Annotated in this window: 21 protein-coding genes and 1 tRNA gene; 8 read left to right on the forward strand and 14 right to left on the reverse strand. The window is 67.3% G+C overall.

Annotated elements, in window-relative coordinates:
* Positions 1-9: 9 nt before the first annotated feature.
* Both KM842_RS09905 and KM842_RS09910 read left to right on the forward strand, forming a co-directional pair.
* Complete coding sequence (locus KM842_RS09905; protein WP_216257976.1) at positions 10-1,245, forward strand: hypothetical protein; 1,236 nt, start codon at positions 10-12, stop codon at positions 1,243-1,245.
* A 266-nt stretch (positions 1,246-1,511) separates the two neighbouring features.
* On the forward strand, positions 1,512-2,336 hold the full coding sequence (locus KM842_RS09910; RefSeq protein ID WP_216257979.1) for a hypothetical protein: 825 nt from the start codon (positions 1,512-1,514) through the stop codon (positions 2,334-2,336).
* Positions 2,337-2,621: 285 nt separating this feature from the next.
* Here the strand turns inward: KM842_RS09910 and KM842_RS09915 are convergent, their stop codons facing one another.
* The 4 genes from KM842_RS09915 to KM842_RS09930 form a co-directional block, all read right to left on the reverse strand.
* Entirely contained in the window at positions 2,622-3,542 is a 921-nt protein-coding gene (locus tag KM842_RS09915; RefSeq protein WP_216257981.1) for a hypothetical protein, read from the reverse strand.
* A 104-nt stretch (positions 3,543-3,646) separates the two neighbouring features.
* Positions 3,647-4,126 (reverse strand): GNAT family N-acetyltransferase, encoded by a 480-nt coding sequence (locus KM842_RS09920; protein ID WP_216257983.1) that lies wholly within the window; start codon positions 4,124-4,126, stop codon positions 3,647-3,649.
* A 678-nt stretch (positions 4,127-4,804) separates the two neighbouring features.
* Entirely contained in the window at positions 4,805-5,161 is a 357-nt protein-coding gene (locus KM842_RS09925) for a hypothetical protein (protein ID WP_216257985.1), read from the reverse strand.
* Between the two features lie 778 nt (positions 5,162-5,939).
* Positions 5,940-6,509: a DUF723 domain-containing protein gene (locus tag KM842_RS09930; protein WP_216257987.1), complete on the reverse strand. Its 570-nt coding sequence runs from the start codon at positions 6,507-6,509 to the stop codon at positions 5,940-5,942.
* 790 nt (positions 6,510-7,299) lie between these two features.
* Here KM842_RS09930 and KM842_RS09935 point away from each other — a divergent pair.
* Positions 7,300-8,286: a hypothetical protein gene (locus KM842_RS09935; protein ID WP_216257989.1), complete on the forward strand. Its 987-nt coding sequence runs from the start codon at positions 7,300-7,302 to the stop codon at positions 8,284-8,286.
* Here KM842_RS09935 and KM842_RS09940 read toward each other — a convergent pair.
* Positions 8,271-8,840 carry a Helicase associated domain protein gene (locus KM842_RS09940; RefSeq protein WP_216257991.1) on the reverse strand — a complete coding sequence of 190 codons (570 nt, stop codon included), beginning with the start codon at positions 8,838-8,840 and terminating at the stop codon, positions 8,271-8,273. The genes KM842_RS09935 and KM842_RS09940 overlap by 16 nt on opposite strands.
* Positions 8,841-8,918: 78 nt before the next feature.
* On the opposite strand from KM842_RS09940, the gene KM842_RS09945 reads away from it, so the two are divergent.
* Complete coding sequence (locus KM842_RS09945; protein ID WP_216257993.1) at positions 8,919-10,175, forward strand: hypothetical protein; 1,257 nt, start codon at positions 8,919-8,921, stop codon at positions 10,173-10,175.
* Entirely contained in the window at positions 10,172-12,016 is a 1,845-nt protein-coding gene (locus tag KM842_RS09950) for a hypothetical protein (RefSeq protein WP_216257995.1), read from the forward strand. Before KM842_RS09945 ends, KM842_RS09950 begins: the two co-directional genes overlap by 4 nt.
* Before the next feature lie 245 nt (positions 12,017-12,261).
* On the opposite strand, the gene KM842_RS09955 is transcribed toward KM842_RS09950, so the two are convergent.
* Positions 12,262-12,333 (reverse strand) — tRNA-Gln (locus KM842_RS09955).
* Positions 12,334-12,412: 79 nt separating this feature from the next.
* On the opposite strand from KM842_RS09955, the gene KM842_RS09960 reads away from it, so the two are divergent.
* Complete coding sequence (locus tag KM842_RS09960; protein ID WP_216257997.1) at positions 12,413-12,907, forward strand: MarR family winged helix-turn-helix transcriptional regulator; 495 nt, start codon at positions 12,413-12,415, stop codon at positions 12,905-12,907.
* A gap of 202 nt (positions 12,908-13,109) precedes the next feature.
* Here the strand turns inward: KM842_RS09960 and KM842_RS09965 are convergent, their stop codons facing one another.
* From KM842_RS09965 to KM842_RS10000, 8 genes are all read right to left on the reverse strand, one after another.
* Positions 13,110-14,966, reverse strand: coding sequence for an ABC-F family ATP-binding cassette domain-containing protein (locus KM842_RS09965; RefSeq protein ID WP_216258000.1), 1,857 nt, complete (start codon positions 14,964-14,966; stop codon positions 13,110-13,112).
* 139 nt (positions 14,967-15,105) lie between these two features.
* Complete coding sequence (locus KM842_RS09970) at positions 15,106-15,504, reverse strand: PLD nuclease N-terminal domain-containing protein (protein WP_216258002.1); 399 nt, start codon at positions 15,502-15,504, stop codon at positions 15,106-15,108.
* 137 nt (positions 15,505-15,641) lie between these two features.
* Complete coding sequence (locus KM842_RS09975; RefSeq protein ID WP_216258004.1) at positions 15,642-16,751, reverse strand: type I restriction endonuclease; 1,110 nt, start codon at positions 16,749-16,751, stop codon at positions 15,642-15,644.
* Between the two features lie 266 nt (positions 16,752-17,017).
* Complete coding sequence (locus KM842_RS09980) at positions 17,018-17,644, reverse strand: hypothetical protein (protein WP_216258006.1); 627 nt, start codon at positions 17,642-17,644, stop codon at positions 17,018-17,020.
* A 37-nt stretch (positions 17,645-17,681) separates the two neighbouring features.
* A complete protein-coding gene (locus KM842_RS09985; protein ID WP_253206076.1) occupies positions 17,682-18,119 on the reverse strand; it encodes a molybdenum cofactor biosynthesis protein MoaE in 438 nt (145 codons plus the stop codon).
* A complete protein-coding gene (locus tag KM842_RS09990; protein ID WP_216258008.1) occupies positions 18,116-18,640 on the reverse strand; it encodes a molybdopterin-binding protein in 525 nt (174 codons plus the stop codon). The genes KM842_RS09985 and KM842_RS09990 overlap by 4 nt, the downstream gene beginning before the upstream one ends.
* Positions 18,637-19,107: a cyclic pyranopterin monophosphate synthase MoaC gene (moaC, locus tag KM842_RS09995; RefSeq protein ID WP_216258009.1), complete on the reverse strand. Its 471-nt coding sequence runs from the start codon at positions 19,105-19,107 to the stop codon at positions 18,637-18,639. Before moaC ends, KM842_RS09990 begins: the two co-directional genes overlap by 4 nt.
* Positions 19,104-20,366: a molybdopterin molybdotransferase MoeA gene (locus KM842_RS10000; RefSeq protein ID WP_216258011.1), complete on the reverse strand. Its 1,263-nt coding sequence runs from the start codon at positions 20,364-20,366 to the stop codon at positions 19,104-19,106. The genes moaC and KM842_RS10000 overlap by 4 nt, the downstream gene beginning before the upstream one ends.
* A 121-nt stretch (positions 20,367-20,487) precedes the next feature.
* On the opposite strand from KM842_RS10000, the gene KM842_RS10005 reads away from it, so the two are divergent.
* Both KM842_RS10005 and KM842_RS10010 read left to right on the forward strand, forming a co-directional pair.
* The gene (locus KM842_RS10005) at positions 20,488-21,339 is read left to right on the forward strand and encodes an MTAP family purine nucleoside phosphorylase (protein ID WP_216258012.1); all 852 of its coding nucleotides are present in this window, start codon (positions 20,488-20,490) and stop codon (positions 21,337-21,339) included.
* Positions 21,336-22,406: an NAD-dependent epimerase/dehydratase family protein gene (locus KM842_RS10010; protein WP_216258014.1), complete on the forward strand. Its 1,071-nt coding sequence runs from the start codon at positions 21,336-21,338 to the stop codon at positions 22,404-22,406. Before KM842_RS10005 ends, KM842_RS10010 begins: the two co-directional genes overlap by 4 nt.
* Positions 22,407-22,574 lie beyond the last annotated feature (168 nt).

Genomic DNA, 22,574 nt, shown 5'->3' on the forward strand with positions numbered 1-22,574 from the left:
GAATAGCCTGTGTCCACAAACGACAGGGAACTAGCAGCCGGCTCGTTGGCTCGCATGCAGAACGGGACGCTCGGCGAAGCTAGAGTTCGCGCTTTCCTGGCAAATCGATTTTGGGTGCTCGAGCGGTCCATCGATGTACAGGGAGCTGATTTTCTGATCCAGATCAACAGCCTCGCAAATTCAGTCCTGGATAACGCACCTCCTCGGTTCGGGGTCGTCCAGGCCAAGTTCGTACAGTCTGGGTCAACGACTATCCGCATACCCGCGAGCTATCTCAAACGAGACGACGGCACCCTTTCGAAAGAATTCTTCCTGATCGTATGTACCGGGTACGACGACGACGACAGAATGTATCTTCTTGATACGAAGACCATAGATGACTCCTTCGACACAAGGGTAACCAAGAAGAGAAAGAAGATCGTGCGAACCCTGCGCGCCTCGGAGATTCTTAACAGCACGAACCATGAGATTACAACGACACGCAGACATGCCCTCCGTAAGATGCAGTCTGCGCTCATGCGTGCGAACTACCAATCGAATAAATCCTGGCTGCATTCGATCGGCTACGGACAGCAACCGACTCCAACACTCGATCACAGATACGAATACCCAGTGACGAACTGGGCGGGCAATTTACCTGGCATGCTCAGCGGTTGGAAGAAACGAGCGGAAAATGCGCTCGTGGAATTGGGAGATGTCGCTAGCTCCCTGCACGCCGGCCTCAACGCGAGCACACCAGACGAATTGCGCGCAGTGCTTGACGACCTTGATGATTTCACGGAGAAGATCAACTCTAGCGAACACTTCTTCCGAATTCGCGCGCCATCAGATATGGAAGACTTCTTTGGCGGGTCCGATCAGCTTGATCGACTCATCGCGGCCCTGGAGTCGACAGGCATCGAGGGCTCGTGGCTTGCTCTTGCGGAGAGAGGTCAATCGCTAACAGCGATGGCCTTAGCTGATCCGATCGACCGTCGAAAAGCTGGTTTGTCGTTCACGGTTGACTATGACCCGAAAACACTCGCACTTCAGTCCTTCCACTATCAGCATGAAACAGTTGCTCCAAGCGGAGACTGGTACCATGTGTATCCGCAGAATAGTCCCGGACACGTGCGAGTATTCATCGATGCAGAGAATGCCTACCGAACGCCGCAGCGGCCGACTTACCTATCTGTATTGACGTTCATTCTCGGCAGGGAGATTCTGCCTGATGTACTAAAGGTCACTGAATTGAACGACATCTGATTCCACCGATCGCGCCCGATTGGGCGTTCGTGGCGCAGGCCTGAGACTTGATCCCTGCCGCGAACTGCAGACCGGTGGGGTGTCCGGTGAAGGATCGGCTAACGAGGGGCTCTCGCGGACCTCCTCGAAGGGGTCAGCTGGGGTTCCTAGGGTGGTCTCAGACCGGAGGGGAAAAGACCGGTCTTGACCCCACTACGCTAGAGAGGCGATGGTGAGGCGGTGCGCAATCGGCATCGACCACATACGACAGGGATGCGATCAACGTAATGAGCGAAGACGCTACTGACGAAGCGCCGGGTGGTGAACGTGACAAGCTAAACGCGATGGATGTCGCGCTTGCCGCCCATCCGGGGTCCGTACTGCGCCGACGGCTCGAGGATCTCCATCGCGTGTGGGATGTCTGGGCGGCCTTCTCTGCGGAGCTCTATGCGCTGCTAGAGGTGTGTGAAACGCACGAGCCTACAGCGAGCGAATTGACTCGCAATGTTGGCGACCGGACCGTTCAGCAGAACACAATACGGGCTCTCGACAAGGCAGTCATCGCCTACGCCGCTGGGTTGGGTGCTCTGATCGATCAGACGCGGATTGTGGTGCAGCAACAGCCCGCCGCCTGGCAAGACCAGTATGAACAGAAGCGAGCACAGACGGTCGGTGCCCTGCCGGCTTCGCCGTTCCTCGCCAAGCTGCGGAACTACGTTCTGCACTACGTCGCTGCGCCCTGGGCCTTCCACTTCTCATACAGTGACGGCGTGATGGACGGCATCGTGAGCCTCACAACCGAAAACCTACTGCGGACAGAATGGCCAAGGCCAGCGCGCGCGTTCATCGACGCGAACGCTCCGCAACTGCGCCTTCGCCCTCTGCTTCAACCCTTAGCTGAACAGGAGGGAATCCTCACTCAATGGGTGGACGAGCACGCTCGATCCGAGCACGCCGCCGAGTTCGACGCGATGGAGGAACTCATCGCGGAGCGCAACCTGTTCCTCACTGGTGGCGCGACAGACGGTCGAGACTGGGAAGAGCAGATCAGAGGGCTGGAGCGAGAGCTGCGCAAGATGCGGTCCGCCTCCAATGCTGACGAGGCTGACTAGCTGCGGTGTCTCGCGCTGGAGAAGTCTTTGCAGATCAGCACTACCAAGAGTGCTCGTGCTGATCACTTCACGTGGCGCCAGCAGCGGGATACACCACCCTCACCGTCCCATAGCCGATCGTCCACTTCGGCAGGTTCCGAGTTATCGGCGTATTTCGAATTCCTGGCGTAGCGCTGGGGCTCACAAGCCACGGAAACCACCTACGTGCTTCGGGACGGGAAGTAAAGGACACGCGATGCGCCGCTGGCGAAATCCACACCACGAACGACTCTGCTGCCGGGATGCCTATAGTTCTGCGTCCGCGTCCTCATAGGCGTCGGAGGCAGCCGGGCGATCATCCACGGGCACTTCATACCGCGTCGAGACCCCTACTTTCACTCGGCGGAGGATGCCGGCCGCAACGAACCGATCAAGGCCGAGCATCGTCGCGTCGCGAAGAGCTCGAGCGAGGTCGACCTTGCTTCCGAGAGAGCCCAGGAGCCGACGGCGCCGGAGCGGAAGGAACGGAAAGAAAAACGAGAGCGACGAAAGGAAAATCTGTTCCTTCAGCGCTTGTTGAAAGTCCCTCGAGTGGAACACAAAGTTGCGCTCGTTGACCACTTCAGCCAGTGCCCGTTCTTGCGTGTCGGGGTCGTACAGATAGTCGAGGGTGCGTTCGTCCCTGCGCTGACTGCTGCTTGCAACGAGGTATCCAAGCGCGATGAGTACGAAGATCGCCGCGGCGGAAATGAAGTAGCCATACGAAGACAGGAACATCACGTCAGTGATCCCAAAAGGTTCACGCAGCGCCCACAATCCCGCGATGACGGCACCGAGACCCGCAAAAGGAAAAGTTCGAGAGTTCCGGAAATCCTTCGTCGCCTCGATGCGCGATGATGCTCGGCTCTCCTGCAGTCTGATCGTCGCCGTGTTCTCGGGGTCCGTCCCGCCAACCTGATCGCCGGGCCTACCGGCCAACTTAACCAGATCAGTGAGGACGTCGGCGGGAATCGGGACGAGTTGGCGCGACGGTGAGATCTCCGTCGATAGCTCACTGAGGGCATCAGTGAGTTGTTGTTGTCTGTCCTTTCGGTCGAGATCCAGGTCGTACTCCTGTAGGCCCACCAACTCTCGCCGAATCGCCCTCTGCAGCGCCTCGGCATTGGTGCCATCCTCTGGCGTGAAGCCGAGTTCTTCGGCCTTGGCGGCGATGTGAGATGAAGACACGTCGAAACTCTAACCACTGCGTAGCCGCCTCCGTGAGCAGCGTGACTCGGTGGCGCTGTTCTGGCAGGGCGTTGTGGTGCACCTTCCTCTCGCATGACGATCGACTACCGGACATGGGTCGCCAGGTTCAATGTCATCGCGAGAGACCCGACGGCGTCCTGTCGACTGGTCTCGACGAAGCCCGCGCGTTCATACGTCCGTAGGGCCGGACGGTTGCCCGTCACGACGTTGAGGCCGATCGAGGTCGCACCGAGTGCACGTGCTCGGGCGACGGCAAGCCGCACTAACTCGTGGGCCAAGCCGCGGCCTCGCTCGGCGGGATCGACCAGAACCCGTCCGAGGTGAGCATGGCCGTCGCGCATCGCGAGTTTGAACTGGCCGATCGGTTCCGTACCAGCGTCAACTGCCACCCATGCCGTTCGTTCAGGGCTCTGTTCGTCCACCGTGAGCTGATCGAGGGTCAGAGGCCATCGTAGGCGGGGGCCGGCGAAGAGGTACAGCGCCTCGGCGTCCGGCACCCACGACACGATCAGATGGCAGTCATCACTGGACCGCGGTCGAATCGAGAGCACGTCGCACATCATCCGCGCGATTGGTCACACCGATTTTCAGCCACCACGGAGTGGAACGCGGGGAGGAGGGGCTCTGAGCGCCCCCTGGGAACAGACAGCCACGGGGGCGCCAGCAGGAAGCCTGGTCCCGACGGGAGGCAGCGCTGCTGCTAGAGGGAGACCAGAACTCTCCGAAGCCCTTGGTAACTGGATCGTGAGCATTTCGAATAGAGCTTCGACACACGCTGACGAAGCTGGATGACACCTGCGCATAGGCAGCGGAACTTGTCCTCCGGCCCCTTAGCGATGCAGACCGAGCAGCACTACTTGTCAAAAGCGAGTCCTTGGACAATTTAGGCTGCGCGTTCGACACGTTGTTCCCGCAGCCACAAACAGGGAGCAAGCTCAGGCACATCGACGAACCGCGAGAACATCCCGTGGAACGAGACCGTGATGGTGTTCATCCAGACTGGCTCGTCCCTGAGCAGCACCGACCCAGCCGACTGCACTCGCTCGGACGTCGGGGAGTCGACCTCGTCCGGCTCCCCGAGAAGCAAGAGCTGGCTGTTCGTGCGGCCCCTCAGCGAGGCAACCAACCACCGCTTCAGGCACAAACCTGCGCGCAGTCTGCTGACAGGACACGTGAATCACTGACAACAAGCCTTGTGGCCCGACAGGTTGTCCATGGCCCCGTCCGGGCTGTCGCTCGGTCTACTTGCGCGGTTCTCCGCCGTTGAACGCGCCCACGACCGCGAAATGGTTTCGGAGGCGAAGCCCTTCCTCGGTCTCGCGCCACATCGAGCCCCGCGTGTGACTGACGCCATCCTGAGAAGTCCACGTGTACGAGATGTTGCCTGCCGGCGTCTCGTCGTTGACCGGCACCCAGCGAGGCTCCACCGACGGCACGACCACCTCCGAGTAGATGGCCCGACGCAGGAACTCTCGACGCGAGATGCCCTGTTCCCCGCTCATTTCTCCAGCCATGAATCTGTCTTCGAGGAGCTGTTCGAGCGCCTCGTAGTCCGCGTCGCGGATGGCAGCGTGGAAGCGCCGTTCGAGGATCTGCAAGCGGTCTTGGGATGGTGCGTCAGTCACGCTCCAACACTTCCATGGGTCGACGAAGCCGCAAAACCACCGGAACGCCCAACGCGCCCGGCCGGACAGCGTGCGGAGCTCGCTTTGGAGATGCAGCATAGGACGGCGGTGCCTCCCCTGAGCAAGTATGAGCGCTCTCTTCTCCGAGCCCGGTCGATTCTCGCGATCGATGTCGAGCCTCGGTCCCACCGCACTTCATCTCGGGTTTCCGGACGGCAAGCCGGTGCTCCGTACGGCCGGCCGTTCGCTCGTCCGGCGCCGGCTACCGGTTGCGCGCACACGCGATGCTGGGAGCAGGAGCCGCTCCTGGCGCAGCTGCGCGACGACCCAAATTGAGTTCCGCCTTCGGCGAAGGGACTCTTGTCGCGCATCCCCGCGACAGCAGCAAGTGCTGCTCGGAGGTGCTCGACGAAGCTTGCTCAGGAGCGCTGGCAGCACGTCCGGCTGTTCGTGCTGGATGTTCCACCCCGGGTCTGATGGAGGCCCTCAATTCACGGGAGGACGAGAGTCAATAGAGCACAGCAAGGCGCGAACGGTCACCTTCGAGCACCCACTCGGGCTATCGGACGATGCGCTCGTTGATGACTTCCCAGTCCCGGTGGCCAACCGACCCGAGCAGGGCCAGGACTCGCGGGCCGAAGTGTCCGGATGCGTTGGCCTCCGCCAGGCTCTTGACCGTCTGTCGGCACTCGGTGCTCCATACGGACGCCCAGGCGCGGATGAAGTTGAGTGAGTTCGTCGGCGAGGTCCGCTACCGAGCGTCCGCTCGGTTTCGATTCGGCCGCTTCCGACCTGTGGTGGTCCCGGCGGGACGGTTCCGCCACTGGCCCTTCTCGTTCACTTTCCTGGAACGCGGAGCAGCGCGGTGCCCTCGGAGGGCACAGTCCGGGCAGCCAGCGGGGTGCTTGTACGTGTGGTTGTCCGGACGCACAGAGAAAGCCCCGTGGTCGGTGCACACCACGGTCACGTCCGTCTTGGCGTCGACGTAGATGACTTCGCTGTAGTCATAGCGTTGCCCGTGGACCTGGACCGCTTTGGCGACGAAGCGTTCACGACGGACTTCCGTGCTGGCGTTGAAGCCCTTGCAGTCGCGGCATCCCTGCCCACGCTGCGGACCCCAAGGGGTGTCTCGAACTCGCCGGTGCTCGCGCGGCGTCTGCTCGAAGGGACCGTGTTCGGGGCAGATGATGATGACCTTGGTGTCACCGTTGACGTAATTCCGTCCAACGTGGGTGTAGTCGTAGCGGCCTTCGTGCAGCTTCGTCGCGAACGCGATGAACTCGGCTGCTCGTTCTTCGCGGGTGGCGGTGCGGTAGTCCAAGGGGTCCTCCAGGAGTTGGTCTCCTGGCCCCTATGCCGCGCTGCGCCGATCGGGTCGCGGATCTTCCCGGTCGGGCGTGTCGTCAGTGCGCTACCGGTGCAGCTCCCCTCCGTTGAAGGCACGCTGCTGGGCGAAGTACTGACGTAGCCGCAGGCCTTCGTCCGTCTCGCTCCACCAGGAGCCGCGCCAGTGTTCGACGCCTTCGGCGTCGTTCCAGCGATAACTGATCTTCCCGGGCGGCGTTTCGTCGTGGTTCGCAATTCACCGCGGCTCGCTGTTCGGAACGACGACCTCTGCGTAGATGGCTCGGCGGAGGAACTCGCGGCGCGAGATCTGTCCTTCGCCTCCAATCTCGGTTGCCGAGAAGTCGCATGAAGAAGCCGTTCGAGGGCTTCGTGGTCGCCGTCACGCAGCGCCGCGATGAAGCGAAGTTCGAGGGTCTGCAAGCGGTCTTGAGAGAGCGCATCGGTCACCGTTCAGCCTTACCTGAAGCCGCCGCCCCGCGGGACCGGCACGAAGGTGTGACACGCCCGACGGTCACAGCAACGACCCGCTCCTCGGCTCGTCGCATAGGTCGGTTGTGTCGTTCTTCACCGCGCATGAGCGCGATCTTCTTCGTTCAGCTATCGCGCCCGTGGATGCTGTGCGTCCTCAGCGGTTGCGCGTCCCCTCGGGCATCAGCGGCCGTCCCATGGGTGCTGCCTACGGTCGCCCGTTCGCACGCCCGGCCCCGGTCTCCAACTGTGCGCACACGCGATGCTGGGAGCCAACGCCGCTCTCATTCGCTCCCGTGGGCGCGGAGAATCAGTGTCCAGCCCTGGGCGAAGGGACTCTTGTCACGCGCCTTCAGCCGAGCGCCGCGCACGCCATTGCGACATACACGCCGCAGCTCGCCGCGGAGCGGTGGCAGCGCATTCGTTTGTTCGTGCGGGACGCGGTGGCGGTCATCGCACCGGCATGCGCCTGGCTCGCGGAGCGGTTGATGGTCGTCGTCGCCGGGCACGTGGACTGGGTCGCGAACGTGTGCGAGTACCCGTTGCAAGCAGCGGTCGTGTTCCACCCGGTGATGATCCGCCGCTACATCAGCCGCGATGACGTCGAACGGAGCGACAAAACCCGGCGTGACTATCGCTCGCTGTTGCTGCGGGTCTCGGAGGTCGTCGTTCCGACCGCGGATCCGCTCGAGTTCTCTGCACTCAACGGTCAGTCAGTGACGATGCCGTACACCGACCTCGAACTCACTTTGCTCGAGTCCTGGGCCCGAGGACAGGCCAACGCACAGCGCCGCCGAAGCGCGAGTGTGCTGCTTGCGCTGTCTGCAGGAGCCGGCTTGGACGCCTGGGAAGTGCAGCACCTCCAACACAGCGACGTCTGCGTCACAAGCTCCGGAATCGTCATCGATGTCGACGGCGCAACGCCCCGGCAGAGCGTCGTCAACCAGCGGTGGGAGCAACTCCTCCTCGACGGACTCCGAGGCCTGAGCGGCGACCGCCTCGTGTTCGGAGCAGCCGACCGCGAGACCACCTTCAACATCGTGACGAAGTTCATCCGTCACACCGACCGGGGCAACGAGCCGAACCCAATGCCCAAAGGGATGCGGGCCACCTGGATAGCAGGACACCTCGCCGCACAAACGCCCGCCGACCTGCTCATGCGCGCTGCCGGCACCACCAAAGCAGCACATCTCGCAGCGTCCCTCGTCCACGTCCCAGACCTGCACACCGCGGTTCATCGGCGACGTCTGCTTGCCGAAGCCCGCGGTCAGAGCACCCGGTAGCGTGCCGCGCGGAGCCGTGCTGCCCGGTCGGCGCGGAGCTGCCCGCGGCTCTCGAGCGCGCGCTGATGCGCAACCCACCGCCCGATCCTCACCTCTGCCGGGTCGGACGAGCGGCGCCGCGGAGCAAACCCGTTCGCTTCCCAGAACTCCTGATGCTCAGCAAAGCGCGCAGACCACGTCGAGTCGCGCGGGGACCACGCGAAACCCGGCACCGCCTCCAGCCGCCGCTTCTGGTAATCCAGGTAGCCACCCGAGGCGTGCGCCTGACGGAAGTACGCCACCGTGTCGACCAGCGCCTGCTCGTCGGTCGCTGGACGTGGCCGCCGCGAATCTGCGCGAGGCATCCGAGCGTGTTGTGCAACGAACGCGTCCAGGCCGTGCACACGCAGGATCCATCGACGCACGAACGGTTCGACTGCTGCGGTCTCGTCGATGTCGGCGAAGAAGTAGTCGATGCTGCGTCGCTGATCGAGGGTGAGCTGCCGTGTCGGCAGCGCGCTGAGTGCTTCGTACTCGGACCGCAGGAGAGCAAGGGCGGGGGTAGGGGCGGGCATGGGTTCCTCTCCGCGACCGGCTTTCGGTCGCGGAGCGGGTATGCGCGGAACGGGTCAGAACTTTGCTGGCGGAACGGCATGTCCGACGGCCGGGTCCACGAACAGGACCAATTGGGCGGAGCGGATCACTACGGTTACCGGGTCCACGACGCCGGAGAGGAGCGCGAACCGCATGCACGCGCCCTCCTCACCTTCGTCGCATCCAAGGCCCGAAATGCCCTCGAACGGGTCACACACGGTGGCACTGAGAAACTCGGGCGTGTCGCGCTGCAATCCGCGCCAGCAGTGGGAACCGAAGGCGTCGGATCATCGATCTTGGATTTCACGGCCGACCCGGACGGGAGCGTCCCGCATAGGGACGGCATGCGAACGACTCCGAATCGACTCGGCCACCAACTCGTCGAAGCACGCTGCGCCTGCCTACTGCTCCTGGCGGCTGCTGTGACGTACGTCCCGACGTTCCCTGCGGACCGCTGGGATCAGATCCGTCGTTTCGTGCTCGATGCCTCGGTCGAGGCTGCCGCGGCGTCAATGATCACGGCTGAGCGTCTCCTCGTCGTCGCGGCGCCGTACGTCGACTGGGTCGTCAACATCAACGGCTACCCGACCAAAACGATGGTCGTGTTCCACCCGGTGATGGTCCGCCGTTACGTCACCCGGGCCGATGTCACCTGGACCGACACGACCCGCCGCACGTATCGGTCGTTGCTGATGCGCATGTCCGAAGCGCTCGTCGGCACCGTCCCGCTCGAGTTCTCCGCAACCTCGCCTCAGAGCACTGCTGCTCCCTACGACGACCTCGACCTGCACCTGTTAGAAAGCTGGGCAACCGGCCAGTCAACTGCCGCGCGCCGCCGCAGCGCTGGCGTCGTCCTCGCTCTCTGCACCGGGGCTGGCCTGAAAGCCAACGAACTACTCCAGGTCCGCCGACGCGATATCACCGTCGACGCCGACGGGATCCTCGTCAGCGTCGCATGCACCGGACGCGCGGTGCCCCTTCTCGCACGCTTCGAGCCCCTGCTCCTCAACGCGATTGCGAATGTCGCCGAGGACGACTGGGTGTTCGGCTCACCCAAGCGCGTCAAGCACGGCATCAGCACCCTCACCACGTTCCTCTACGACACGGACCGCGGCAATGAGCCCGACCCAGTGACCACGCGCATGCGGAACACGTGGATCATCACCCACCTCATCGCCGGCACGAACATGCGGGCATTGATGACCGCCGCAGGCGTCACCAAGTTCGAACACCTCGACCAACTTGTCGCCCACGTTCCCGCTCTCGGCGCTGCGTCTTACCGCCAGCAGCTCCGCGCCGAGGCGGTAACACGATGACCGCTCCGAAGGCGAAGCATCACGACTTCGAGAAGGCCGAACAGTGGATGCAGGACTGCTTCGGCATGTCGATGCTCATGTACCTCAAGATGGGCAAACGAGACGCCTTCCACCGGGCCGTCCGGGAGACGAGCAAGGTCATTGCACTCGGTGGCATCGAGGAACTCCTTGAGCAGTACTGGCTAGAGGACCACCCGTCCCGCCGAGGCCGCCACGCGTACATGAGCACGACGAGCGCCATGGCGCTGATGTTCGTCACAATGCGCGTAAAAGGCACCGTCAGCATCCGCACGGGCGCTGACCTCCTCGTCGACTCAACGAACGAAGAGCTCGAAATGCTCGGCATCGACCCCAGCATCTTCGACCGAGGAGACCTCTACGACGCCTACTGGCGGGCAGTGCACCGCCTCAAAGACCTGCTCGACCGCGACCCCGGCCCCCGCTGGCGGCGCCCGAGCCCGGCGCGTCTTGCCGAGATCAAGAAGGAGTTCTACTCCGACCCCGAGCGCCTAGAGCTGCTCGAGGGACGCATGATGACCATCTGCAATCAGCTGCTCCAAGGGACCTGGCTCCTTCTTCCCAAGGAGCTCCGCGAACGCATGAACGGCACTGCGGCAATCGATGCAACCGTCGTACCCGTCGCCGGCATGCAGAAGAGCCTCGACAACATGACGGGCGACGACACCGCATCCGTCAACTACGGCTGCGGCTTCTACGTTCGCGAGGGCGACCACGACGGCACGAACTCTGCTCCCGGCAAGCGAATCTTCGGTCGCGAAGCCGAACTCGGCACGCTCACCCGGAACAGTCCCGGAGCGGACATCGACGCTCCACTCTTCATCATCTGGTTCGGCGGCCACAAGCCCGGCGAAGTGCATGGCCAAGGCAAGCGCTTCCTCGATTCCTGCAAGGAACGCGGCATTCCGATCACGACGGTCATCGCTGACCGCGCGTACCTGCCCGGCGCGAAGTCCGAGGACTTCCAGCTCCCCATCGCAGCGCACGGCGCGAACGCCGTCATGGACTACCCACACGACAAGCTCGGCATCCAGGCCTACTACGCGAGCAAGGACGGCAAGCACGACCTCGTCATGTGCGACGGCTCCTGGTACCCCTCATTCATGCCCGAGACCCTTAAGCTCGCCGAATCGACCTGGGCGGAGACTCGAATCGCCGCATCGAAGATGACGAATCCCGTGGCTCGTGAGGCGACGCTCACCGCGGGACATGACCTTGTCTCCAAGCGTCGCGAGCAGCGCGCGAAGTATCGACTCAAGCCGCGGGGCCGCCACAACGCCGACGGCTCGCGCCAGTACTTCTACCCGACCGGACTCGACCCCATCGACTTCGACAAGACCACCGGCGAGCAGTTCAAGACCCCCATCCCCGGCAAGACCGTGAAGATCCCCGGCGTCCTCACTGCCGATCCGCGCAACGACGGGGACGGGACGAAGCACCTCAAGTTCGGACAAGAGTTCGAATACAAGTCCGAAGAGTGGCGCCGCTGGTACGGACTCCGCAACACGATCGAATCCGTGAACTCGCGAGTGAAAGACCCCCAGGCAGAGGGACTTCACGACCCGCTGAACCGCCGGGGTCGTGGCCCGTGGTTCGCGGAGATCGCTGCAGCGCTTGCCGCCGCTTCCCAGAACCTCCGCCGCCTCATCCACTTCCTCCAGGACCGTCTCGCGCTCAAGCGCTTGAGCGCCAAGAACCGCAACCACTGGATGACCTACGCCAAGCAGAACCCGAACGCACGGGTCGAGCCGTTCGAAGCCACCGAAGCGGACTCTGAGCCCCCGGAGTACTACCTCGTACCCATCGACGAGCTCCTCGGCTAGGCGCCCTCGCTCGCCCCGAACTGAACAATCAACGACTTCGCTCGGCAATCGAGCCGATGCCCCCTGCCCGAAAACAGGTCAGGGGGCCTTCGTCGTTCACGGAACCGCCTGCTCGCCATGGGCTTGGGCTCGCCGAACGGCCAGGACGAGGTCCAGAGCACTGCTGAGCCACGATCTGGCGGCGCCAGCAGCCTTCACAGACAAAAGAGTGACCAGGAATCCCGCTAAGACCGAACACGCCCCCGCTCCGCCTCCAGGATTCGAACCCGGACCTAACGGCACCAAAGGCCGTCGTGCTGCCATTACACCAAGGCGGAACGCCCCCGGAGGAGCCCGTCCATCCTCCCATGTGCACGACACTGGTCGTGCGCTGCCGATCCACGCCATGATGGACGGATGGCGCCAGAGGACGAGGTCGACCGGATCGTCGCGGCGTGGGGTCGCGAGCGTCCTGACCTCGACTTCGCCCCGCTCGACGTGCTGTCCCGTGTGGACCGGCTCGCGCGGCACCTGGACCGCGCCCGACGCCAGGCGTTCGACGCGGCGGGCATGGAGCCGTGGGAGTTCGACGTCCTCTCGGCGCTGCGGCGCGCGGGCGGACCGTACGAGCTGAGCCCCAAGGCCCTCCTGCAGCAGACCCTGGTCACGAGCGGCACGATGACGAACCGGGTGGACCGGCTCGCCGCACGCGGGCTCGTCGCCCGCCGGACCGATCCGCGGGACGGCCGGGGCATCCTGGTGTCCCTGACCGCGGCTGGTCGGGCGGCCGTCGACGCGGCGATCGCCGACCTGCTGCGCGCCGAGCGGTCGATCCTGTCCGGTGTGACGGCGAACGAGCAGAGCCAGCTCGCGGGGCTCCTGCGTCGGCTCATCCTCGGCCTCGGCGACTGACGCCGCGGACGAGCGGCACCGCCGCCGCCGAGCGACGCCCGCCTCGCCGCCGAGCGGCGCCCGCCCCATCAGCTCGCGCCACCACCCGTCTGTCGCGCCCCTGCCCGAACAACGCGCCCCGTCGGAACAGGGCGCGATGCTCGCAGCGGAGCGCGATCCGGGAAGCCGCGGCACCGCCCCCGCCGACCGCCACCCACGTCGTCTACACGCCGAGCTGCTCCGCGACCTCGAGCCACCGCTCCTCGAGCTGCTCGACCTCGGCCTCGAGCGCGCTCAACTCCGCCTGGAGTCTGCCGAGGCCCTCGTAGTCGGTCTGGTCGTGGGACGCGAACGCCTCGAGCCGCTTCTTCCGGTCCTCCCCCAGCTTCGTGATCCGGCGGTCGAGGGCCGACATCTCCTTCTCCACCACACGACGCTCCGCACCGGACAGCCCGGGTGCCGCCGACGGGCCGCCTGCCGGACGCGGCCCCGAGGCGGTGGCGACCGCGCCGGACCCGGCCGTGTCGGGCCTCCCGGCCGAGGCGGCGGCAGCAGCCGATGCGGTGCCGCCGCCCGTGCCCGCGGCACGGAGCCGCATGTACTCGTCGACGCCGCCGGGCAGGTGGCGCAGGTGTCCACCGAGGACGGCGTACTGCTGGTCGGTGACGCGCTCGAGCAGGTACCGGTCGTGGCTGACGACCAGGAGGGTGCCCGGCCAGGTGTCGAGGAGGTCCTCCATCGCGGCGAGCATGTCCGTGTCGAGGTCGTTCGTGGGCTCGTCGAGGATGAGGACGTTCGGCTCGTCGAGCAGGATGAGCATGAGCTGCAGACGACGCTTCTGCCCACCGGACAGGTCCTTCACCGGCGTCGAGAGCTGCTCGGACGTGAAACCGAGGCGCTCGAGGAGCTGCGACGGTGTCATCTCCTTGCCGTCGGCGACGTAGCTCGTCTTCTTGCGGGCGACGACCTCGCGGACGCGGTCCTCGGCGAACTGCTGCAGGTCCGCGAGCTGCTGGTCGAGGACGGCGATCTGCACGGTCTTGCCGGTCTTGACCCGGCCGCTCGTCGGCTGAAGCTTGCCGGAGACGAGATTGAGCAGCGTCGACTTGCCGGCGCCGTTCGGCCCGAGGATGCCGGTCCGCTCCCCCGGGGCGATCCGCCACTCGACGTCCTCGATGATCATCGTGCCGTCGAAGGAGACCCCGGCGTCGATGAGGTCGACGACGTCCTTCCCGAGCCGTGCCGTCGCCATCTGCGACAGGGCGACGGTGTCGCGGATCGGGGGCACGTCGTCGATGAGCGCGTTCGCCGCGTCGATGCGGAACTTCGGTTTGCTCGTCCGGGCCGGGGCGCCACGGCGGAGCCACGCGAGCTCCTTGCGGGCCAGGTTCTGCCGCCGCTGCTCGCTCGATGCCGCCTGCCGGTCACGCTCGACGCGCTGCAGGATGTACGCCGCGTACCCGCCCTCGAAGGGCTCGACGACGCCGTCGTGCACCTCCCACGTGTCCGTCGACACCGCGTCGAGGAACCACCGGTCGTGCGTGACGACGACCATGCCGCCCTGGTTCGACGACCAGCGCCGGTTGATGTGCTCGGCGAGCCACTGGATGCCCTCGACGTCCAGGTGGTTCGTCGGCTCATCCAGGAACAGCACGTCCCAGTCCCCGACCAGGAGGCGCGCCAACGCCACCCGACGCCGCTGCCCGCCCGACAGTTCGTCGACCGTCTCGTCCCAGGGGATGTCCGACACGAGGCCGCCGATGACGTCGCGGATCTTCGGGTCACCGGCCCACTCGTGCTCGGCGAGGTCGCCCACGACGACCTGCCCGACGGTCATGCCCTCGGGCAGGATGTCCCGCTGGTCGAGGTAGCCGATCGTCACCCCGCGGCGGTGCGTGACCCGCCCGGCGTCCGGCTCGAGCCGCTGCGCGAGGAGGGCGAGCAGGGTCGACTTGCCGTCACCGTTCCGCCCGACCACGCCGATCCGGTCACCTTCGTCGATGCCGATGGTGACGCTGTCGAAGACGACACGGGTGGGGAACTCGAGATGCACGTTCTCGGCGCCGAGGAGATGAGCCACCCGTCAAGGGTAGGCGGGTGCGGGCGCGGTGCGCGCCAGGGGCGGTCGGGAGGCCCGTGGCCGGGTCAGCTGAGCCGCCTCAGCCCGCCTGCTCCGGACCGGGAGGTCCGGTCCGGCAGGTCCGGTCCGGAGGCCCGGCTCACGCCGTCGGGCCGGACTCGCCCTCTCCGGCTGCGTCCTTCGCCCGCTTGAGGCGCGCCTGGGCCTCCCAGTACTCGATCTCGCGCTCGAGTTCGGCGAGTTCCTGCTCGGTCGTCGAGACGCGCTTGTCCCCGTGCGCGGACTTCGCGGCGCCGAGGGTGGCGTAGCGGTCCTCGTGGCGGGTGGGTTCGATGTACCGGCCGTGGTTGCGCGGGCCCGGGTTCCAGTCGTGCCCGATGGCGAACCACACGATGCTGCCGACGACCGGCACGATGATCACGAGCAGGATCCAGGCGACCTTCGGCAGGCCGCGCGTCTCGCTGTCGGGTCGCGTGACGATGTCGATCAGGGCGAACACGAGCAGGACGACGCTCACGCCGGACAGCAGGATTCCCATGATCCGGATACTAGGGAGTCGCGAGGCGCTGCCGCTACGCCGTGTTCGCGGGTCGCGTCGGACGCCTGCCTGCTGCCGCCTCTTCACGTCGCGGGTACCGGACGCACATTTCATCGGAAGCGGACGAGACCGCAGTCTCAGCCGTTCGCTTGACCCTCGTAGCGCCCGACGGTGGCGCGGATCTCGGCAGCGAAGCCGTAGATGTCCTCAAGGTTGTCGAGGGGCTGCTTGGTCTCGACCTTGTTCTCATCGAAGAGGCCGAGGTACTTCTGCTTCTTGCCGTTGAACCACAGGCGCGCGATCGGTTTGCGGTTGTTGTCGTCGAGCAGGATCGCGAAGTAGGACTTGGAGTCGCGGTGTGCGACGCGGTACGGCTTGACTTCGCTGCAGGCGATTGCCTTGACGATCTGGTAACCGTCGAGCTCCTCCTGAGTGGTGACGATGCCGGTGTCGCTCTCCAAGTTCTCCTCGACTGCGGCTTCGCTCTCGACGACTGTCGCTGGCGCCTCCATCTGGCTGCTCCCGATGAAGGACGAACCGAGGGCGGTCTTGAGGCGGTCGTTCACTTGCTCGTTCAAGAACTGCTTGATCGCCTTCGCCACGAGCGGGTTGAACTGCTCACGGATCTTCTGCGTGTACGACCCCTCGTAGACCTTCGTGGTGAGGAACTTCACGAACTCGTCGGACGGTTCCCTGAGCTGGCCGCCGAGCGCCCGCTTAATAGCCCCGACGTACTTGAGCTCCTCTGCTGCGCTGATCACAGAGTCGAGGTCGAAGTTCTCCTTGCTCAGCTTCTGGAGTTCCGCCAGGAGGGTCTCGTCGATGTCGCCGAGGTCCAGGACGAGGAACGGCTTGTCGTCCATCTTGTTCGGAGCATCGAGGTCTGTGTAGAAGTTGTAGACCTCACCGTTCGTCAACACGGCGATACGGGCGTTCGTGACGGAGAAGTACCGGAACAACTGAGAAGCGTGCTCGACCTTCAGCGGCTCAGCCGACTTCTTGCACTCGATGAGGATCTGGACCTCACCATCGCGCATGATGGCGTAGTCGACCTTCTCGCCTCGTTTGACGCCGACGTCGGCGGTGAACTCGGGAACCACCTCGAGCGGGTTGAACACGTCGTAGCCGAGGATCGTCGAGATGAACGGCATCACGAAGGCGTTCTTCGTCGCTTCCTCAGTCTGGATCGCCTCACGCTGGTTCTGGACCTTCGTTGCGAGTGCGGCGAGCCGCTCTTCGAACTCCATTGTTGCCCCTTCACTGATGAGCAAACGTTAACGGAGGTGCTCTCAACTGTGCGGGACCGAGCGTCACCAGTTCGGGTGACGCGCTTCCTGGGTGTCGGTACGGCACGCGCAGCACAGCCACCACGCCGCGACTACCCGTGGAGCACTGGTGCCTGAGATCGTCTCCGCCACGAAGGCGACAGGTCGAGGCGGTGGCTCCCCGCCGATCTGTCGCTCTGCCGCCGGACTCGGCGTCGGGCACGCGCGCGGCCGGGCGGGCGGGACGGTCAGCGACGGGCGGCGGACTCCCACGGTGTGGTCTGCAGCGCCCGTCGCACCCGAGCCACGTCGAACCAGGTGACGAGGGCGATGCCCAGCGCGACGACCGCGAGCACGGCGCCGAGCCACAGGATCGGCGACCGCTCCGCCGATGCTCCGAGGACCATCGTCGTCACGAGGACGGCGAGCCACAGGGCCTGCTCGACCCGGTCGGCAGCAGCGCGGAGCACCGCGGTCGCACGGACGATGCGGAGTCGGTCGTCCGGAGCGGCGATCCGTCCGTCGACGGCCCGCGCGACCGCGTGCCGCTCGCGCCCGGACAACGCGGTCGTCACGGTCGGGAATGCTGTCCGGATGGGTCGACGGACCCGGGCGCTCCGGACCGCGCCGACGACGAACGCCACGACCGCGAGCGCAGCGACCGCCGCCGCGACGGCGACACGGGTTCCGTCCGCCTCGCTGCGCGGCAGTGCCACGGAGCCCACGCCGACGACCACGAGCGCGCCCACACCGAGCGCGACGCTCCACCGTGTCCAGGGTGTCACCGCGAGGAGTGACCCCTCGTGCGCGAGCACCCGTTCGGCGTCCTCGTCCGCAGCAGCCCAGCGGCGCATGGTTAACTCGTCGGCGTCCACGACCCTCGATCGAACACCATGCTGCGCAGATCCGTCGTCAGAGCGCTGCGACCCACTCGTCCGAACCGTCCGTGAAGCGCTGGTGCTTCCAGATCGGCACGCGCTCCTTGACCAGGTCGACGAGGGCGCCGCACGCGGCGAAGGCCTCGGCACGGTGCCCGGACGCCACCGCCGCCGCGAGCGCCACGTCCCCGATCCCGAGTGCTCCGACGCGGTGCAGCACGGCGATCCGCACCTCGGGGTGCTGCTCGGCGATCATGCGTGCGACCTCGGCGATGACGTCGCCGGCGCTCGGGTGGCGTTCGTAGTCGAGCGCGGTCACACCCTTCCCGCCGTCGTGGTCACGGACCACACCGGCGAAGGTCACCACGGCGCCGTCCTGGTCCGAGGCGACGACCCGCGAGACCTCGTCGACGGTGATGTCCCGGTCGACGACGTCCGCCACGACGACGCGCCCGGCGGCCCCGGCGGTCACGACGCACTCCGGGGAGCGTGGCCGTCGCCGTGCAGCTGGGCGAGCAGGTGGTCGAGCAGGCCGTCGAGGACGTCGAGCCCGTCGGCGACCCCGCCGCGGGACCCGGGCAGGGTGACGACGAACGCGCCGCCGCCCACCACGCCGGCCACGCCGCGGCTCAGCAGGGCGGTCGGTCCGGCCCCGGCGAGACCGCGGCGACGGATCTCCTCGACGATGCCGGGCAGCTCCAGGTCGAGCAGGGGTGCGACGGCCTCCGGCGTGCGGTCGGTCGGGGTGACGCCGGTGCCCCCGGTGGTGACGACCACGCGCGAGCCGCCGGTGACGGCCGCGGTCAGCGTCTCGGCGACGGGTCCGCCGTCGGCGACCACGACGGGTCCACCGACGCTGAAGCCGCGTGCCCGCAACCAGTCGGCGATGACGGGGCCGGTCCGGTCGAGCGACGCGTCCGCCGCCGCGGACGTCGACACGACGATGACGGAGGCCCGTCCACGCTCCGCCACGTCGGTGCTGCCGCTGCTCATCGGGCGCTCCAGTCGCCGGAGCGGCCGCCGTGCTTCTCGAGCACCCGGACGTCGGTGATGGTCGCCGCCCGGTCGACCGCCTTGACCATGTCGTAGACGGTGAGGGCGGCGACGCTCGCGCCGGTGAGCGCCTCCATCTCGACGCCGGTGCGCGAGGTGGTGCGCACCGACACCTCGATGACGACGCGGTCGTCGGTGCCGGTGACGTCGACCTCGACACCGGCGATCGGCAGGGGGTGGCAGAGCGGGATGAGGTCGGAGGTCTTCTTGACGGCCATGATCGCCGCGACCCGGGCGGTCCCGACGACCTCGCCCTTGGGCAGCGAGCCGTCGAGGATGCGCGTCACGACGTCGGCGCGCGTGACGACGGTCGCGGTGGCGGTCGCCGAGCGGGCGGTGACGTCCTTGTCGGAGACGTCGACCATGTGCGCGCTGCCGTCGGCCCGGACGTGGGACAGGTCGGTCATCGGATGCTCCAGACGGTCAGGGGGTCGCCCGGTTCGACGGCGCTGGTGCCGACGGGGACGTGGACGAGATGGGTGGCTTCGGCGTAGTGCCAGAGCAGGTGCGAACTCGGACCGCCGACGAAGTGCACGCGGCCGTCGACGACGGTCCCGCGGCGCACCTGGTGCTTGCCCGCGGGCGAGGTGGCCGGGTCGGCTGCGGGCAGCTCGACGGTCGGACGGACGTCGGGCAGGCCGGCCGCACGGGCGAGGACCGGCCGGAGGAACACCTCGAACGACACGAGCGCCGAGACCGGGTTGCCCGGGAAGGCCACGACGGGCACCGGACGACCGGCGATCGGCACGGTGCCGAGCGCCTGCGGGCCGCCGGGCTGCATCGCGACCGGGGTGACGGCGAGGCCGCGGGGCTCGAGGGCCTGGCGCACGACCTCGTATGCACCGGCGCTGATGCCGCCCGTGGTGAGGACGAGGTCGGCCCAGTCCCCCACGGCGTCGTCGAGCGCACCCGTGAAGCGCTCCGGGTCGTCGGGCACCCGCACCCGCCGGGTCTCGGCCCCGACCTCGGCGAGCGCGGCGGACAGCGCCACACCGTTCGCGTCGCCGATCACCGCGCCGGCCTCGAGGTCCGGGGCGGACCCGGCGGCGTCGTCGAGCAGCTCGCTGCCGGTGGACACGACGAGCACCCGGGGACGCCGGACCAGGTCGACGGTCGTGACCCCGGCCCCGGCGATCGCGCCGAGCAGGGCGGGGGTGAGGGGTCGTCCGGCACGGGCGATGGGTTCGCCACCGGCCAGGTCCGACCCGGCGACCCGGACGAACGTCCCCGGGGCGAGGTCGTCCGGCACGGGGACGACGTCGGCGTCGAGCGCCGCGGGGAACGCGCCCGCCGGGGTCGACTCGACGGGGAACACGGCGTCGGCACCGTCCGGGATCCGCGCGCCGGTCATGATCGGGGCCGCGGTGCCCGGCTCGAGCGGCGGTGGGACGACCCCGGCCGGGATCGGCGCCGCGACCCGGACGGAGGTGCCGGCGTCGGCAGCGCGGACGGCGAACCCGTCCATCTGGCTGTTGTCGAAGGCGGGCAGGGGCGTCGGCGCGGTGACCGTCGTCGCGAGCACGCGGTACCCGTGCCCGGCACCGGACGACGCGGCGAGCGCGACGACCGACGACGACTCCACGGCAGCCGGCGACGGCACGGCTCCCGGCAGCACCGGCTCGACGAGTGCCCGGACCGCGTCCCGGTGCTGACCGATCGTTCGCACGTGCGCCTCCGGATGGTGCTGACGTGGTGCCACCGGACGACGGCGCCACCCGGGCCCTTCCTGGCCCGTGTCTGTAGCGTAACGACGGCGCCGACCAGCGCCGAGGACGACCGGAGGACCTGTGGAGAACGACAAGACGGCAACGATCGGCGTGATCGGTGGATCGGGCCTGTACGAACTGTTCGAGCCCGGCACCGCCGACGAGGTCGACGTCCCGACCCCGTTCGGACCGACCTCGAGCCCGATCAGCATCGGCACGATGTCCGGCCGCCGCGTCGCCTTCCTGACCCGGCACGGCCGCGCGCACTCGGTCGCGCCGCACCGCATCGGGCACCGGGCGAACCTGTGGGCGCTGCGCTCCCTGGGCGTCCGCGCCGTGGTGTCCTCGAGCGCCGTCGGTGGTCTGCACCCCGACTACGCCCCCGGCACCTTCGTCGTGACGGACCAGCTCATCGACCGGACCTGGGGCCGCGCGGACACCTACTTCGAGGACGAGGTGCAGCACCTGTCCTTCGCCGACCCCTTCGACCCGGTGCTCCGGCGCGCGGCGATCGACGCGGTCGCCGCGCTCGACGTGCCGTTCCGGCCGACCGGCACGTGCGTCGTCATCCAGGGCCCGCGGTTCTCGAGCCGCGCCGAGTCCGTGTGGATGCGCGAGGCGGGCGGCCACACCATCAACATGACGATGTCACCCGAGGTCCCCCTCGCGGCCGAGCTCGGCATCGGCACCGTGAACCTGTCGTTCGTGACCGACGCCGACGCGGGCCTTGCCCCGGCGACGGACGAGACCGCCGGGGGCACCGACACCGAGGCGCCCGTCACCCACCAGGCGGTGATGGACCGCCTGGCCCGCGCCAACGAGGTGATCGTGCGCGCCATCGGCTCGATCGTCGCGGCGATACCCGAGGACTACACGCCGCGCGAGCTCGTCCCGGCGACCGCCACCGCCCGCGTCCTGGAGCTCCGCCCGTGACCCGCCTGCTCGTCACCGGCGGCGCCGGCTTCATCGGCTCGACGATCGTCCGCCAGGCCCTGGCCGCCGGGCACGAGGTCCGCGTCCTCGACTCGCTCCGTACCGACGTGCACGGCGACCCCGAGGCCGTCGTCACCGCACACCGCACCGCCGGCATCGAGCTCGTGCACGGTGACGTCCGCGACCGGGTCTCGCTCGACGCGGCACTGCAGGACGTCGACGTCGTCTGCCACCAGGCGGCGAAGGTCGGCCTGGGCGTCGACTTCCAAGACGCCCCGGACTACGTCTCGAGCAACGACGCCGGCACCGCGCACGTGCTCGCCGCGATGGACCGGCTAAACATCGGCCGCCTGGTGGTCGCGAGCTCGATGGTCGTCTACGGCGAGGGTGCGTACACGACCGCGGACGGCGACCCGATGCGTCCCCCGGCCCGCCGCCGCGAGGACCTCGACGCCGGCCGCTTCGACCCGATCGGCCCCGACGGCCGCCCGCTGCTCCCGGGCCTGATCGACGAGTCGGCGGCCCTCGACCCGCGCAACGTCTACGCCCAGACCAAGGTCGCCCAGGAGCAGCTCGCCTCGTCCTGGACCCGTGCCACGGGCGGCCGGGCCGTCGCGCTCCGGTACCACAACGTCTACGGCCCCGGCATGCCGGCGAACACGCCCTACGCGGGGGTGGCGTCGCTGTTCCGCTCCGCCCTGGCACGCGGCGAGGCCCCGCGCGTCTTCGAGGACGGTGCGCAGCGGCGCGACTTCGTGCACGTCGACGACGTCGCCGGTGCGAACCTCGCCGCGATCGCCGCCACCGAGACCGCGCCGTCCGAGTCCTTCCGGGCGTTCAACGTCGGCTCGGGCACGGTGCACACGATCGGTGAGATGGCCGCGGCCATCGCCGGCCCCGACGGTCCGCAGCCGGTCGTCACCGGCGAGTACCGCCTGGGCGACGTCCGGCACGTCACCGCGTCGTCCACGCGCATCGCCGACGAGCTCGGGTGGCGCGCGCAGGTCGACTTCACCCGGGGCATGCGCGAGTTCGCGACGGCCCCGCTCCGGGCCGCGGTGCGCTGACCGGCGCCGGACCCGACCACCGCCGGACGGAAGGCGCGGCACCAGCGGGTGCCGCGCCTCCCGTCCGGTGTCCCCCGGGCTGGGGCCGCCGCCCGGCCCGATGACGCGGAGAACGGCCACCGGGGGACGGATTCCCGTACCCCGCACGGTTCCGTCGTGTTTCCTCGG

The organism is Curtobacterium sp. L6-1 (genome assembly GCF_018885305.1).
Taxonomy (GTDB): Bacteria; Actinomycetota; Actinomycetes; order Actinomycetales; family Microbacteriaceae; genus Curtobacterium; species Curtobacterium aetherium.

Coding starts and splice junctions, on each gene's coding strand:
- moaC (WP_216258009.1), bottom strand. CDS start 19,107: ATGACCGACCTGTCCCACGTCCGGGCCGACGGCAGCGCGCACATGGTC.
- KM842_RS09970 (WP_216258002.1), bottom strand. CDS start 15,504: ATGGGAATCCTGCTGTCCGGCGTGAGCGTCGTCCTGCTCGTGTTCGCC.
- KM842_RS09950 (WP_216257995.1), top strand. CDS start 10,172: ATGACCGCTCCGAAGGCGAAGCATCACGACTTCGAGAAGGCCGAACAG.
- KM842_RS09940 (WP_216257991.1), bottom strand. CDS start 8,840: ATGCCCGCCCCTACCCCCGCCCTTGCTCTCCTGCGGTCCGAGTACGAA.
- KM842_RS09960 (WP_216257997.1), top strand. CDS start 12,413: ATGGCGCCAGAGGACGAGGTCGACCGGATCGTCGCGGCGTGGGGTCGC.
- KM842_RS09910 (WP_216257979.1), top strand. CDS start 1,512: ATGAGCGAAGACGCTACTGACGAAGCGCCGGGTGGTGAACGTGACAAG.
- KM842_RS09920 (WP_216257983.1), bottom strand. CDS start 4,126: ATGATGTGCGACGTGCTCTCGATTCGACCGCGGTCCAGTGATGACTGC.
- KM842_RS09945 (WP_216257993.1), top strand. CDS start 8,919: ATGTCCGACGGCCGGGTCCACGAACAGGACCAATTGGGCGGAGCGGAT.
- KM842_RS09990 (WP_216258008.1), bottom strand. CDS start 18,640: ATGAGCAGCGGCAGCACCGACGTGGCGGAGCGTGGACGGGCCTCCGTC.
- KM842_RS09975 (WP_216258004.1), bottom strand. CDS start 16,751: ATGGAGTTCGAAGAGCGGCTCGCCGCACTCGCAACGAAGGTCCAGAAC.